The following is a 12,832-nucleotide window of genomic DNA, read 5'->3' on the forward strand; positions in this document are numbered from 1 at the left end:
CTGCCCATAAGCGCCGCACCAGGGCGGGCCAGGAGCGTTGCGGTTGGCGAACCCTTGTGATTCAAACTTTCAAACCGTGGGCTCGAATCATGCGCTACGAACTCGCCGATTATGAATGGATTGCCATCAAGCCGATGCTGCCGAACAAGCCGCGTGGCGTTCCTCGGGTGAACGACCGTCGTGTCATCCCGCCGAAAAGAAATCGCAACGATCCGATCTGCTTCAGCCCTTATCTCTACCGCGCCCGCAACCGGGTCGAGAGGTTCTTCAAACAGGATCAAACAATGTCGTCGGGTGGCGACGCGCTACGACAGGCTTGCCGACAACTACCTTGCCTTCGTTCAACTCGCGTCAATTAGGCTATGGCTGCGGCTTAATGAGTCCGCGTCCTAATCCATCGGCCGGCTCTGGTCCCGCAGCATGTGAAGCCCTTCCGGAAAGCGCACCCACGCAAGCTTGGTCTCGCACCAGGCAGCGACCTGCGGCGCCGGGAAAGACGGGTCGGCGAAGCAACCAACGGGGATGCCGATGAGGCCGGGAAAAAGTTCGAGGCTCGTGCTCACGGTCGAGCCGCATTGTGGGCAAAACACGCAGTGAACATCCCCGCCTGACGCGCCTTTGCGGGTGTAGGTCAGGCTATCGCCCGTGCGGTTGGTGACCTGTTCGGTGGTCCATCGGGACGAGAGCGAGAATGCACTTCCCGAACGCTTCTGGCATCGCGTGCAGTTGCAGGCCGTGACCATGGCGGGTTCGCCTTCGACCGTTATGCTGAGCTGCCCACAATGGCAGGTCGCGATACGCGTCCCTAGCCTCCCGCTGCCGTCACGACCGGAAACAATACGGCCTCTGGTCGCGTGAGCAAGAAATTTTGATCGATACCTGCAACGGCGCCTGTTCAAGCGGCGGCCTTCTCCGGCGCGACCTCGAGCTGGCCGGCGATATAGCGGCGCTCCTGCGTCAGGCCGCCAAAACCGTACGCATCGCCCTTCACCTCATCGACATGGGCGTAGCTTTCGTTGTGCAGCGGCCCCAAAAGCTCGCCCATGCGCTTGAACATTGCGGCGAGATAGGCGGCCTTCTCGTCCTTGGTGTTGGTGCCCTCGCTGACGTGGACGTCGAGCCAGAAGCTGGCGAGGCTCTGTTCCGCCAGCGATTTGCCGCCGGCGAACCAGTCCGCGGCGTCGACCGCCCTGACGATGACGGCGGTGACCCTGGGATCCTTGCGCAGGATCCGGGCGGTGAGTTCGCTGACGGCGCTGGCGATTTCAGCCTTCAGCGTCGGCGCCTTGCGGACGCTGGCATAGGTGACGGTGATGAGCGGCATGGTCGTTCTCCCTTGAGACGGTGCGCGATCGATCGCGCCCCTTCCAACTAGACCTGCCGGCATCATTTTGGTAGCTTATCTCCGTTCATAACAGTGATAACCATTCTTGATGATGACATGAGCACGCTGGATATCGATACGGTGCAGGCTTTCCTGCTGGTCGCCGAACTGCAGAGCTTTACCCGCGCGGCCGAGGCGCTGGGTACGACGCAGGCCGCTGTCAGCATGAAACTGCAGCGGCTGGAGGCTGTGGTCGGCAAACGGTTGGTCGAACGCTCGCCGCGCGCGGTGACCCTGATCGCCGACGGCGCGGCGTTCCTGCCCCACGCCCGCGCCCTGATGACGGCGCATGACCGCGCGCTGTCGGGCGAGCGCCAGGCTCCACAGCAATTGTCGCTCGGGATCAGCGATCACGCGGCGGGGCCGGAACTGGTGCCGCTACTCGAGCGGTGGCAGGCGATGTCGTCGCAATTGGCGCTTGCCGTCACCATCGGCTTTTCCCGCGAGTTGCAGGACGCCTACGATGCCGGCAAACTCGACGCCGTGATCGTGCGCCAGGAGGGCAGCCGTCGCGGCGGCGAGAAATTGACGGTAGATGAATTCGGATGGTTCGCCACCAAACGGTTCGCCTGGCATCGCGGCAAGAGCCTGCCGCTCGCGACGCTGGCGCCGCCCTGTGGCGTGCGCGCGATCGCGGTCCGCGCGCTCGACAAGGCCGGCATCGGCTGGAGCGAAACGTTCGTCGGTGGCGGCGTCACCGCCGTGGCCGCGGCGGCGCTCGCGGGACTTGCGATCGCACCGCTGGCAAGGCGGATCGCGCCGGCGGGATTGATCGACATCGGACCAGCGCACGGCCTGCCGTCGCTTGGCGCCTCAAAGGTGATGCTGCACTCGAAGGTCAGCGACCCCACCAAACTGGCGGCGTTGCGCACGCTGGCGGCAACGTTCCGCAGCGTGGTGGCGGCGGCGTGAGCGACTTTTCCTCTACGAACTATTTCGCAAGCGTCGGAGCGACACGCAGCTTCCACAAGTTCCAGACGCGGTCGAGCACGGCCAGATTGACCGTGTCGGCTTTCGCGCCCTCCTCCGGCGTCAGATAGTTGATGTCGCCGCCACCCAGCGCGATCGCCTGCGACTGCAGTTTTGCATCGATGTCGGTATAATAGGCCCGAAACACCGCTAACGGGACGGAAGGCCCGACCGTCACGTCGCCGTGGCCGCGCATCAACACCACCGATTTGTCGCCGAGCGTCTCGGCCAGCGATTTGCCGCGCGCGCCATCGCGGACCAGCATGTCGGTTTCGCCAAAGCTCTTTCTGATGTCCCACACCGGCGCGCCTGCGGCGAGGAACGCAGCATTGTGATACATCGGCCGCAACGGCACCTGGCTCACGGACGGGCGTGCCCCGCCTTGCCCAGGAAGGCTCCCGACCCCCAAGGAACAAAACCCACTGCTGTGCGTTTTGGCCAGTCGAGGCAGAGTATTAGATGTTGAAAAAAGACAAGCAGCGACAACGGGTTCTGTTCGAGAGCGAACGCAGTTTCCGGCTGCTGGTCGAGGGTGTGGCTGACTACGCGCTTTACATGCTCGACCCGACCGGCATTGTCACGAGCTGGAACGTCGGCGGGCAACGGATCAAGGGCTATTCGCCGGAGGAGATCGTCGGCCAGCATTTTTCCCGCTTCTACACCGAAGCCGACCGCGCCAACGGTAAGCCGCTTCGCGCCCTCAAGATTGCCAAAGAACAAGGCCGGTATGAAGAAGAGGGCTGGCGCGTCCGCAAGGATGGCACCTTCTTCTGGGCGAGTGTCGTGATCGATCCGATCAGGGAGAACGACGAACTCGTCGGCTTTGCCAAGATCACCCGCGACATTACCGAGCGCCGCGAGACCCAGCTCAAGCTCGAGAAAATGCAAAAACAGCTCGCGGAGTCCCAAAAGCTCGATGCGCTCGGCCAATTGACCGGCGGCGTGGCGCACGATTTCAACAATCTCCTGATGATCGTCAGCGGCAGCGTCCATGCGCTGAAGAAAGGCTTGGGGAACGACGCCAAGTTGCTGCGTGCAGTGGCGGCCATCGAGGCGGCGACCAAGCGCGGCGCCGCGCTGACCAGCCAATTGCTGACCTTTGCACGGCGACAGAGCGTGAATCCGCAAGCCATCAATCTGGCAGAACGGATCAGCGCGGTGCGCGATGTCCTGGACACCGGCGTCGGCAGCGCCGTAAGACTGGAGTTCGATGTCGATAAAAGCACATGGCCGGTCACCGTCGATATCGCCGAATTCGAGACCGCATTGATCAATCTCGTCATCAACGCACGTGATGCGATGCCCGGCGGCGGCACAATAAGGATTGCCGCACGTAACGATGTGCTCAACGAAGAACCGAATGCCGGGGAATACGTCGCGGTCTCCGTGCAGGATTCCGGCACCGGCATCGCCCCCGACGTCCTCGGCAAGATATTCGACCCGTTCTTCACGACGAAGCCGATCGGCAAGGGCACCGGGCTTGGTCTTTCGCAGGTTCACGGTTTCGCGCACCAGGCCGGCGGAACGGTCAGGGTGACCAGCGAAATTGGCAAGGGTACGACGGTGACGATTCTGTTGCCGCGCGAGCACGCCAGCCCGCAATCTGACGTCATCAACGCCATCGAAACCGGCCAAAGCGGCACGGTCCTGTTGGTCGAAGACAATCCGGAGGTCGCTTCGGTCAGCACCGCTTTGCTGGAACAGCTTGGCTATACCGTCCGCAAGGTCGCGGATGCCGACGCCGCCTTGCGCGAAATCGAGCGCGACGGCATCGATCTCGTCTTCTCCGACATTATCATGCCCGGCAAGATGGATGGCCTGGGCCTTGCGCGTCGCTTGAAGGAAATCCGTCCCGAAGTGCCGATATTGCTGGCGACCGGCTATAGCGATGCCGCGGTGAACGTTCGCGGCCATTTCCCCATTCTTCGCAAGCCCTACGAAATCCATCAGTTGAGCGACGCGATCGCGAAATTAACGCGGTGACGCTCCACGAACGGTCCGACGTCAAAGGCACTTCTCACAAAATTGCCTCGAACGCGCTGCGCAAGGTCTCGTGCCGGAACACAAATCCGTTGCTCAACGCCTTGTTCGGTAGCACACGCTGACCACCCAGCAGAAGTTCGTTGGCAAAATCGCCGCCGACCCGGCGCAGCAGGGCGGCGGGAATACGGAACACCGCAGGCCGATGCAGCCGCCGGCCGAGTTCTTCAGTGAATTTCAGGTTGGTAACCGGGATCGGCGCGGTTGCGTTGACCGGTCCGGAGATGTCGGGTTTTGCGATCACGTGAGCGATCAGGCGAACCAGATCGTCGCGCTCGATCCAGGACATCCACTGCTTGCCCGATCCGAGCGGTCCGCCGAGGCCGAATTCGAACGGCGTCAGCATCCGCGTAATGAAGCCGCCCTCGGTTCCGATCACAAGGCCGATCCGCAGATAAACAACCCGGACGCCATGTTCGGCCGCCGGACGCGCGGCATTCTCCCAGGCCTCACACAATTCGTGGCTGAAGCAGGCGTGCGATTTGGCTGACTCGGTCAACACCTGATCCTGCCAGAGGCCATACCAGCCGATCGCGGAGCCGGAGACCAGCACGGCAGGTTTGCGTTCGAGCCGCGCGATCAGCTTGATGACATCGCCCGTCATTGCAATCCGTGAATCCAGAATCGTGCGGCGTTTTGCTTCGGTCCACAGCCCGTTGCCGATCGGCTCCCCCGCCAGATTGACGATGGCATCGATCTTGGTGTCCGCCGGCAACTGATCGAGGCTGGTGATCAGTGTGATCGGCGGTGGCAACTCGGCCTTGGCAGGATTGCGGACCAGCGCAATGACCTGATGGCCCGCGCCGGTCAGGCCCGCGACCAATCGGCTGCCGATGAAACCGGTGGCGCCGGTGACCAGCACCGTCTGCCATTCAGGCAATTTCTCGACAAGCCCGCGCGCGGGCGCGCTGGTCATGCGCGTCAGGCGCCTCGAGGCGGCAAAATCCCGCAACCCGCAGAGCCCGGCGCCGACCGCGGCGGCCGCAGCAACGATGCTGAGGGGACCGCCATAGGCCGATGTGATCGCGGCCGGCTCGAACGCCCACGCCAGCAGGACCGGCAGCAGCAGCACCAGAATGGCGCCGTAATTGATCGCCAGCAGCGTGTGATTGATGCGCTCGGTCGCCGGCAATTTCCGGCTCATGTCTTCTTCGACGAAATCCATCAGCGTGATGACGATTTCGGCCACCAGCACCGCGATCACGATGACCACGAAAATGCCGTGGACTTCCAGCCAGCCGAGCACCAGGAACAGGAAGGCGTAGAGCATGTTGCGCAGGCCGTGGAGCCTGAGCTCGTAGCGTTGCGAGGGACGCCATGCCAGCCGTTCGGTCAGTTCATGGTGATAAAACGTGTCGAAAACGCCCATCGCGACTTGAACGGCGATCAGGATCCAGAGCATCGACGTCATGATGCGGCCTCCCGAAACACGGCGGATTGACGAATGAGCGGGCCAAAACGGGGATGGACGATCTCGAGCGAGAAGCGAAACGCGCCGCCGCCAAGGTCAGCGTGGGTCACGGTCAGATCGCCCGGCGTCAGCCATTCCGGCAGTGGCAGCCGCAGGCGTCCGATCTGCACGGCATAGCCGACGCTGCGAAACAGCAGCGCTTCGTGCTCGACAGAGATGCGCAACGCCATGCTGACGCCGTAACCGACATATTCCTCGAGACCGGTCGGGCCGGCGAAACGTTTCGAGGAATGAATGACCTGCGGAAAGCCATGCCGGCGCGCGTAGACACGGGTCCAGATCTGGCCGCGGCTCGCCGCGTCTTCAGTCACCGCCACGATCATCGGGACCTGGGTTTCGGCAACCGTCGGCAACGGTCCGCCGATCACGCGCGCGACTTGCGCCAGCCACCAGCCGATCCGGCTGAAACAGGCCTCGTCGATCTCGCCGACATAGACCACGGTCTTGCCATCGGCGAGGCGTTTGGAGAATCGCCGCCAGGTCGCCAGCGGCAGGCGTCCCCACTCTTCATCGGGCAAGAGCGCATGGAAGCGAAAATCGTCGAGCAATTTTTCGTTGGAAGCGGGCTCGGCTGGAAATCTGGATATCCTTGCTGACGCCATCGCACGCTCCCGCACCTTTTGCCCCTATTTGGCTTTTCCCACCGGCAGGAAGCTGACGATCTTCTCGCCAAGCTTGATCAGCGCCACCAGCCGCGACCGCGGTACATTGAGCATCTGCATGTACCAGCGGTCGACCAGTTCGGTGAACGCCAGCATTTCCTTCAGGCGCTTGCTCGCGACCGGGCTGATGGTCGGATCGTCGGCGGCATCGGAGACGCAGGCGCGCAGCGCATCGACGGCGGGGTCGATCTCGCGCTCCTTGCGGCCGGCCGCGATCCGCGCCGCCACTTCCCAGATGTCGGTTTCCGCCTCGAAATGATCGCGGCGGTCGCCCAGGATCGGCACCCGCCGGATCAAATTCCAGGACAGCAATTCCTTGATCGAATTGGAGACGTTGGAGCGCGCCATGCCGAGCGTCTCAGCGATGTCGTCGGCGGTCATCGGCGCCTCGGCGAGATAAAGCAGGCCGTGGATCTGGCTGACCGAGCGGTTGACGCCCCACTCGTCCCCCATGTCGCCCCAGTGCAGGATGAACCGTTCGATGGCGGCGGGGAGTTTCTTCTTGGCGGTCGTTTCTGTCATGACAGAAATATCTGACGAATGAGGCGGGATGTCAAGGGCCGTCCGGGAAATTTCGCGGGAGCCGGCGGACGGCTTTCGCGCGGTGCGGACCTGGGATAGCCTCCTCGCAATAATTGGGAGGAACCAATGTCCCGCGACGAGCCGGCTGCTTGCCGAACCGTAGCGCTGTGCAGATCCGCGGGTTTCGTGCTCGGCCTTGGCGTGTTCCTCACTCTGTCGTCCGCACGAGGCGAAGACGTGAAAGCGCCGCCGATTTCGATCGCGGTCGCCGATTTCGACTATTTCGACACTTCCGGCGAACCGACCAACCAGCAGGCCGAGCATCAGGCGCGGCTGCAGGCCTTCGCCGACGCCATTTGCGCCGACCTCGCGCGTGACGGGCGTTACCGGGTTGTCACCCTCTCCTGTCCGCGAACCCGTTGCGCCGCGGCCGAGTTGCCGCCCGCGGAACTGCTCGAAAAGGCGCGAAGCGCCGGCGCGAACCGGCTGCTCTATGGCGGCATTCAAAAGATGAGCACGCTCATTCAAAACGCCAAAGTTCAGGTCGTCGACATCGCGGAAAACAAACTCAGGTTCGATCGGCTGATCACGTTCCGCGGCGACACGGAAGAGTCGTGGCAGCGTGCCGAGCGCTTCATTGTGAGAGACCTGATATCGGACACCCAGAATTAGCCGATCAACGCCCGATCGAACGGAGCAGCACCATGGACGCCGTGACCCCAAAGAGCGCACAGACCGCGGACACGCATTCCCACCTCGTTCGCCCAGCCAGCATGGAATGGCAGAAGACCCGCTTTCCCGGCTGCGAGGCCAAGACGCTGCTGTTCGATCGCACCACCGGCCTGATGACCGCGCTGATGCGGTTTGCGCCAGGCGCCGTGCTGCCCGACCATGAGCACGTCAATATCGAGCAGACCTATGTGCTCGAGGGCAGCCTGGTCGACAAGGAAGGCCCGGCGCAGGGCATCGAATGCAAGGCCGGCGAATTCATCTGGCGCGAGCAAGGCAGCCGCCACGTCGCCTGGTGCCCCGAGGGCGGGCTGATGCTCGCGATCTTCCAGGTCCCCAACAAATTCTTCGAATCCGACGGCCGCGTCATCGATGCCGCCGGCGAGGATTGGGACGAGGCCTGGGGCCATACGCGCAAGACCTAAGGCGTCAAGGCTTGAGGCATCCTCACATGAAAAGGCCCGGCCGAAGCCGGGCCTTCAATCCCTAGATGTGTGCTTCGGCTTCGATATTCACGACCGATTTTGCCAGTGTCGTCAGCGCGGAATCGGTCGCCCTCTCTTCCTTCAACGTCGCATCCAGCAAGGACACGGCGTCCGGCATTCCCAGTTCATCAGCCCAACATTTGAGCGTGCCGTAACGCGACATCTCGTAATGCTCGACCGCCTGGGCGGCGGCGAGAAGCCCGGCGTCCAGCGCCGGCATTCCCTTGAAGTCCGACATGATCTCGTCGCCTTCCTTGGTGATGCCCATGATGGCATCGCACTTCTTTGCCACGGGACGCTTGCCGAGAATCTTGAAGACGCCCTCGAGCCGCTTGACCTGACCGCGCGTCTCCTTCTCATGCTTGACGAAGGCCGCCTTCAGGTCCTTCGACTGCGCGGCCTTGGCCATCTTGGGCAAGGCCTTGAGGATCTTGTTTTCAGCAAAGTAGACATCCTTCAGCGTCTCGTGAAAGAGGTCGGCAAGCAGCTTGGGTTTTTTAGCCATTCGAATTCTCCATAAAACAAAGCCCCACGCTCGCGGGGCCGGCGGACATCGGAATGAGGGTGTCCATGATGTCCCGCTCGGCCTCAGGCAACCGTCTCACACGTGTTAGGTTCCTAATCGTCGCGGGCAAGGCACAACGCGGCAGCGCGCGCAGCGTCAGCGATGAGCGCATTTGCGTTGACGCGGGATGACGGTGATGCAGAGGTGATCCGCTCGCGCTAAATCGTCGGCAGCACCGAAAACCGCTCCCCTGCCCGCCGCAGCTTCAGCGCGTCGGATGTCGCGGCCTCTTCCCTTACCGCCTCGACCCGCGCCGATGACGGCCCTCGCCGGCATGATTCGATCATGGCGGAGACGACCCCCTCGGCTCCCGCAAACAGCGCCTCGACGCTGCCGTCGCGCCGGTTGCGCACCCAGCCTTCGAGATCGCGCCTGCTCGCCTCATACTCGACCCAAGCGCGATAGCCGACGCCCTGTACCCGGCCGGTGATCATTACCTGGCGGATCGCGCCGCTCATTTATTTCTTGAGCCCCAGAAAATCGCCGCTGCGGATTTTCACATCCACTTCGCGCATGGCGCGGCCGCTCAGCTCCGATGACGCGAGGCCCTTCAGATCCCTGGGCGAGGTTCCCTCCCGCAAGGCTTTCAGCGTCGCGTAGACCGCCTGCGTGGCGGCGGCGAACGGCGCGTGGCCCTGCAGCGCGATCCGCACGCGTTGACCGCTGAGATAATCCAGCGCGGTCATCTCCTCGGGCGCGCCGCCGAGCACGATCGGCAGTGTCGTGGCCGCGGAGATCGCTTCCAGCTCCGCACGGTTCTTGATGCCGGTCAAGAACAGCGCATCGACGCCGGTGGCTTCATAGGCCTTGACGCGCGCGATCGCGTCGTCGAGACCGGTGATCGACATCGCACCGCTGCGGCCCATGACGACCAGTGTAGGATCGCTGCGGCCGTCGAGTGCGGCCTTCATCTTGCCGACGCCCTCGTCGAGCGAAATCAACTGCGTCTTGGCCTGTCCGAACGCCTGCGGCAGCAGCGTATCCTCGATCGTGAGCCCCGCGGCGCCGGCAGCCTCAAGCTCCTGCACGGTGCGGCGGACATTGAGCGCGTTGCCATAGCCATGATCGGCATCGACCAGCACCGGCAAACCAGCCGCACGCGACATCCGCCGCATCTGCTCGGCGAGTTCGGTCAGTGTGATCAGCGCGATATCGGGATCGCCGAGCACGGCGAGCGAAGCCACCGAGCCTCCGAACATGCCGACCTCGAAGCCGAGGTCTTCGGCGATCCGGATCGAGGTGGCGTCATAAACCGAACCCGGCCGAACGCAGGCCGATCCCTTCAGGATCGAACGCAACGCTTCGCGGCGCTTGCGGAAGGCCATCTTGAATTCCTCGGCTCTTTATTTTGGGTCATTGCGAGGAGCGAAGCGACGAAGCAATCCATTCTTTCTTTTTGCCGTGAGATGGATTGCTTCGCTGCGCTCGCAATGACGGTGCTGTTTTGTGCCAGTTACGCAAACTCGAGGATCAGCGCGTCTACCGCCAGCGTAGCGCCGGCGGCGGCGTGGATCTTCTTCACGGTGCCGTCGCGTTCGGCGCGCAGCACGTTCTGCATCTTCATCGCCTCGATCACGGCAAGGGTTTCGCCGACCTTGACCTCCTGCCCCTCGTTCACCGCGATCGAGACCACGAGCCCGGGCATCGGGCACAGCAGCTTCTTGCCGGTGTCGGCCGACGACATTACGGGCATCAGCCGCGCCGCGGCCGCCTCGCTTTCGGTGTAAACATAGGCCCGCGCCTGGGCTCCCTGCCACGTCAGATCGAAGCCGTTAGGCAAGCAACGCACCTGTACGGCGACACGGCGTCCACCGACGCTGCCGTGCCACACCGGATCGCCTGGCTTCCAGGACGAAACTACCTCAACCTCGCCCACGGCCCCTGCCCCCTCGCGAAAGCGGACTCGCACGCAGTCCTCGGAAGCTGGTCGCGCGCCTTCGACGCCGTCACCGAACCTCACCGCACCGGCCGTCACATCCAGAATGTATTCTTGTCCGTTGAGCCAGACGCTGCGCACAGTCGCCCGCGTCACTGGCCGTCCGGTCAACTGCCCGGAAATCTTGCGCTTGCGGGCGCCGAGCCGATGATCGATCGCCGTTGCCGCAGCCGCGATCACCCTGGCCCGTTCGCCCTCCGGGGCAATCGGTTTAAACCCATCCCTGAACTCCTCGGCGATGAAACCGGTAGAGAGCTGGCCGGCACGCCAGCGCGGGTGGTTCATCAGCGCCGACAGGAACGGAATGTTGTGGCGGATGCCGTCGATATAGAAGGCATCGAGTGCAGCTGACTGCGCCTCGATCGCCGCTGCGCGCGACGGCGCGTGGGTCACGAGTTTTGCGATCATCGGATCGTAATGGATCGAGATCTCGCCGCCCTCCTGCACGCCGGTGTCGTTGCGAATGGTGATGCCGTCACGGCTCGCTTCCGCGGGCGGGCGATATTTGACCAGCCGCCCGATCGACGGCAGGAAATTGCGGAACGGATCTTCCGCATAGACGCGCGACTCCACCGCCCATCCGGTCAGCGTGACGTCTTTTTGCGCCAGCGCCAGCTTTTCGCCTGACGCAACGCGGATCATTTGCTCGACCAGATCGATGCCGGTGACCAGTTCGGTGACGGGATGCTCGACCTGCAGGCGCGTGTTCATCTCCAGGAAGTAGAAACTCTTGTCTTGCCCTGCGACGAATTCGACCGTGCCGGCGGAATCGTAATTCACGGCCTTTGCGAGCGCGACCGCCTGCTCGCCCATCTTGCGGCGGGTGGTCTCGTCGAGCAGCGGCGACGGCGCCTCCTCGATGACCTTCTGGTTGCGGCGCTGGATCGAACATTCGCGCTCGCCGAGATGGATCACATTGCCATGCTTGTCGCCGAGCACCTGGATTTCGATGTGGCGGGGATCGACGATGAATTTCTCGATGAAGACGCGGTCGTCGCCGAACGAGGATTTGGCTTCGGCCTTGGCGAGACCGAACCCTTCGGCGACCTCCGAGGTCGAATGGGCGATCCGCATGCCCTTGCCGCCGCCGCCGGCGGAAGCCTTGATCATCACGGGATAGCCGATCTCGTCGGCGATCTTGACCGCATGTTTTTCGTCTTCGATGACGCCAAGGTGTCCCGGCACCGTCGAGACGTTGGCCTTGGCGGCGGCCTTCTTGGATTCGATCTTGTCGCCCATCGCGGCGATGGCGCCGGGGTTGGGACCGATGAAGACGATGCCGGCCACAGCCAGCGCGCGCGGAAAGGATTCGCGCTCGGACAGGAAGCCGTAGCCGGGATGCACCGCTTGCGCGCCGGTCTTGCGGCAGGCTTCGACGATCTTGTCGATCAACAGATAGCTTTCGGCCGCGGCCGGCGGGCCGATCAGCACCGCGTCATCGGCCATTTCGACATGCAGCGCATCGCGGTCGGCCTCGGAATAAACCGCGACCGTCTCGATTCCCATACGGCGCGCAGTCTTGATGACCCGGCAGGCGATCTCGCCGCGATTTGCGATCAGAATTCGTTTGAACATGTTCTTCTTGCTTGAGCTTTGGGCAGGGTCCTCACCCGCAATGTGGCATGCGGGGACGCGGGTAACAAACCCGTCGTACAGCAAAAATCGGCAGAGGCAACGGTCTCGTATCGGCTGGTGGCGCCGGGCGTGGCCGCCGGCGCCTTTCAGCCGGAATAACTCTGAAAACGGCCGCGCGCATAGGCGTGCGAGACCGCTTTCATCAGTTCGCCGACCTCGGTCTCCAGATATTCGTTGGCCACGATCAACGCGCGAATGGTCGAGCGCAGATCGCCGCCGCAGGCCGAGATGGCTTGATCCACGGCGGCTTCCAGCCCGTCATGGTCCTCGGTATTGGCTCTCGAAGAAGAGGACATGATGGTGTTCCATGATGGGGCGACGCCGGGATATGTTCCTATTTTGTTCTCGCAAAGTCAATGCGTCGTTTGGATGATGACCGCGCCTACTCCGGCACCTTTTTCTTGCGGCGGAAGAAGAGAAACCAGTCGATGATG

15 protein-coding genes and 2 pseudogenes are annotated in these 12,832 nt (G+C 63.0%); 6 read left to right on the forward strand and 11 right to left on the reverse strand.

What is annotated here, in order from left to right; translation table 11 throughout:
- Window positions 1-89 precede the first annotated feature (89 nt).
- Window positions 90-188 (forward strand): annotated as a pseudogene (locus NL528_RS47230) (IS5/IS1182 family transposase); the annotation flags it as partial.
- Window positions 186-393: pseudogene (locus NL528_RS27215) on the forward strand (transposase); the annotation flags it as partial. The pseudogenes NL528_RS47230 and NL528_RS27215, both read left to right, overlap by 3 nt.
- On the opposite strand, the gene NL528_RS27220 reads toward NL528_RS27215, so the two are convergent.
- Window positions 390-743, reverse strand: a complete 354-nt coding sequence (locus tag NL528_RS27220) for a GFA family protein (protein WP_309177534.1) — start codon at window positions 741-743, stop codon at window positions 390-392. The pseudogene NL528_RS27215 and the gene NL528_RS27220 sit on opposite strands and share 4 nt — an antisense overlap.
- 152 nt (window positions 744-895) lie before the next feature.
- A complete protein-coding gene (locus NL528_RS27225; RefSeq protein ID WP_309177535.1) occupies window positions 896-1,324 on the reverse strand; it encodes a 4-oxalocrotonate tautomerase family protein in 429 nt (142 codons plus the stop codon).
- 117 nt (window positions 1,325-1,441) lie between these two features.
- Here NL528_RS27225 and NL528_RS27230 point away from each other — a divergent pair, with 117 nt between their 5' ends.
- Window positions 1,442-2,296 carry a LysR family transcriptional regulator gene (locus NL528_RS27230; RefSeq protein WP_309177536.1) on the forward strand — a complete coding sequence of 285 codons (855 nt, stop codon included), beginning with the start codon at window positions 1,442-1,444 and terminating at the stop codon, window positions 2,294-2,296.
- Between the two features lie 19 nt (window positions 2,297-2,315).
- On the opposite strand, the gene NL528_RS27235 is transcribed toward NL528_RS27230, so the two are convergent.
- Window positions 2,316-2,717 carry a class II aldolase/adducin family protein gene (locus tag NL528_RS27235; RefSeq protein WP_309177537.1) on the reverse strand — a complete coding sequence of 134 codons (402 nt, stop codon included), beginning with the start codon at window positions 2,715-2,717 and terminating at the stop codon, window positions 2,316-2,318.
- Between the two features lie 95 nt (window positions 2,718-2,812).
- Between NL528_RS27235 and NL528_RS27240 the strand changes: the two genes are divergently transcribed.
- Window positions 2,813-4,336 carry an ATP-binding protein gene (locus NL528_RS27240; protein ID WP_309177538.1) on the forward strand — a complete coding sequence of 508 codons (1,524 nt, stop codon included), beginning with the start codon at window positions 2,813-2,815 and terminating at the stop codon, window positions 4,334-4,336.
- Between the two features lie 34 nt (window positions 4,337-4,370).
- Here NL528_RS27240 and NL528_RS27245 read toward each other — a convergent pair whose 3' ends face one another.
- Genes NL528_RS27245 through NL528_RS27255 form a run of 3 tightly spaced genes read right to left on the reverse strand, consistent with a single transcriptional unit; the run spans window position 4,371 to window position 7,048 of the window.
- Window positions 4,371-5,804 carry a TIGR01777 family oxidoreductase gene (locus tag NL528_RS27245; protein ID WP_309177539.1) on the reverse strand — a complete coding sequence of 478 codons (1,434 nt, stop codon included), beginning with the start codon at window positions 5,802-5,804 and terminating at the stop codon, window positions 4,371-4,373.
- Window positions 5,801-6,466 carry a DUF4166 domain-containing protein gene (locus tag NL528_RS27250; RefSeq protein WP_309177540.1) on the reverse strand — a complete coding sequence of 222 codons (666 nt, stop codon included), beginning with the start codon at window positions 6,464-6,466 and terminating at the stop codon, window positions 5,801-5,803. The genes NL528_RS27245 and NL528_RS27250 overlap by 4 nt, the downstream gene beginning before the upstream one ends.
- Window positions 6,467-6,490: 24 nt before the next feature.
- Window positions 6,491-7,048 (reverse strand): MarR family transcriptional regulator, encoded by a 558-nt coding sequence (locus NL528_RS27255; RefSeq protein WP_309177541.1) that lies wholly within the window; start codon window positions 7,046-7,048, stop codon window positions 6,491-6,493.
- 126 nt (window positions 7,049-7,174) lie between these two features.
- On the opposite strand from NL528_RS27255, the gene NL528_RS27260 reads away from it, so the two are divergent.
- Together NL528_RS27260 and NL528_RS27265 are read left to right on the forward strand one after the other, a co-directional pair.
- Complete coding sequence (locus NL528_RS27260; RefSeq protein WP_309177542.1) at window positions 7,175-7,720, forward strand: DUF2380 domain-containing protein; 546 nt, start codon at window positions 7,175-7,177, stop codon at window positions 7,718-7,720.
- A 32-nt stretch (window positions 7,721-7,752) separates the two neighbouring features.
- Window positions 7,753-8,202, forward strand: coding sequence for a cupin domain-containing protein (locus NL528_RS27265; protein WP_309177543.1), 450 nt, complete (start codon window positions 7,753-7,755; stop codon window positions 8,200-8,202).
- Window positions 8,203-8,263: 61 nt separating this feature from the next.
- Here the strand turns inward: NL528_RS27265 and NL528_RS27270 are convergent, their stop codons facing one another.
- The 5 genes from NL528_RS27270 to NL528_RS27290 all read right to left on the reverse strand — a co-directional run bounded on the left by NL528_RS27270 (window position 8,264) and on the right by NL528_RS27290 (window position 12,694).
- Complete coding sequence (locus NL528_RS27270) at window positions 8,264-8,767, reverse strand: DUF892 family protein (protein ID WP_309177544.1); 504 nt, start codon at window positions 8,765-8,767, stop codon at window positions 8,264-8,266.
- 218 nt (window positions 8,768-8,985) lie between these two features.
- Window positions 8,986-9,285: an acylphosphatase gene (locus NL528_RS27275; RefSeq protein WP_309177545.1), complete on the reverse strand. Its 300-nt coding sequence runs from the start codon at window positions 9,283-9,285 to the stop codon at window positions 8,986-8,988.
- A complete protein-coding gene (locus tag NL528_RS27280; protein ID WP_309177546.1) occupies window positions 9,286-10,152 on the reverse strand; it encodes an isocitrate lyase/PEP mutase family protein in 867 nt (288 codons plus the stop codon).
- 128 nt (window positions 10,153-10,280) lie between these two features.
- Window positions 10,281-12,338: an acetyl/propionyl/methylcrotonyl-CoA carboxylase subunit alpha gene (locus NL528_RS27285; protein ID WP_309177547.1), complete on the reverse strand. Its 2,058-nt coding sequence runs from the start codon at window positions 12,336-12,338 to the stop codon at window positions 10,281-10,283.
- Window positions 12,339-12,484: 146 nt separating this feature from the next.
- Entirely contained in the window at window positions 12,485-12,694 is a 210-nt protein-coding gene (locus NL528_RS27290) for a hypothetical protein (RefSeq protein WP_309177548.1), read from the reverse strand.
- Window positions 12,695-12,832 lie beyond the last annotated feature (138 nt).

The sequence above is a fragment of the Bradyrhizobium sp. Ash2021 genome, from assembly GCF_031202265.1.
Lineage (GTDB): Bacteria > Pseudomonadota > Alphaproteobacteria > Rhizobiales > Xanthobacteraceae > Bradyrhizobium.

Coding starts and splice junctions, on each gene's coding strand:
- NL528_RS27255 (WP_309177541.1), bottom strand. CDS start 7,048: ATGACAGAAACGACCGCCAAGAAGAAACTCCCCGCCGCCATCGAACGG.
- NL528_RS27225 (WP_309177535.1), bottom strand. CDS start 1,324: ATGCCGCTCATCACCGTCACCTATGCCAGCGTCCGCAAGGCGCCGACG.
- NL528_RS27275 (WP_309177545.1), bottom strand. CDS start 9,285: ATGAGCGGCGCGATCCGCCAGGTAATGATCACCGGCCGGGTACAGGGC.
- NL528_RS27220 (WP_309177534.1), bottom strand. CDS start 743: ATGGTCACGGCCTGCAACTGCACGCGATGCCAGAAGCGTTCGGGAAGT.
- NL528_RS27265 (WP_309177543.1), top strand. CDS start 7,753: ATGGACGCCGTGACCCCAAAGAGCGCACAGACCGCGGACACGCATTCC.
- NL528_RS27285 (WP_309177547.1), bottom strand. CDS start 12,338: ATGTTCAAACGAATTCTGATCGCAAATCGCGGCGAGATCGCCTGCCGG.
- NL528_RS27245 (WP_309177539.1), bottom strand. CDS start 5,804: ATGACGTCGATGCTCTGGATCCTGATCGCCGTTCAAGTCGCGATGGGC.
- NL528_RS27240 (WP_309177538.1), top strand. CDS start 2,813: ATGTTGAAAAAAGACAAGCAGCGACAACGGGTTCTGTTCGAGAGCGAA.
- NL528_RS27250 (WP_309177540.1), bottom strand. CDS start 6,466: ATGGCGTCAGCAAGGATATCCAGATTTCCAGCCGAGCCCGCTTCCAAC.
- NL528_RS27270 (WP_309177544.1), bottom strand. CDS start 8,767: ATGGCTAAAAAACCCAAGCTGCTTGCCGACCTCTTTCACGAGACGCTG.
- NL528_RS27260 (WP_309177542.1), top strand. CDS start 7,175: ATGTCCCGCGACGAGCCGGCTGCTTGCCGAACCGTAGCGCTGTGCAGA.
- NL528_RS27230 (WP_309177536.1), top strand. CDS start 1,442: ATGAGCACGCTGGATATCGATACGGTGCAGGCTTTCCTGCTGGTCGCC.
- NL528_RS27280 (WP_309177546.1), bottom strand. CDS start 10,152: ATGGCCTTCCGCAAGCGCCGCGAAGCGTTGCGTTCGATCCTGAAGGGA.
- NL528_RS27290 (WP_309177548.1), bottom strand. CDS start 12,694: ATGTCCTCTTCTTCGAGAGCCAATACCGAGGACCATGACGGGCTGGAA.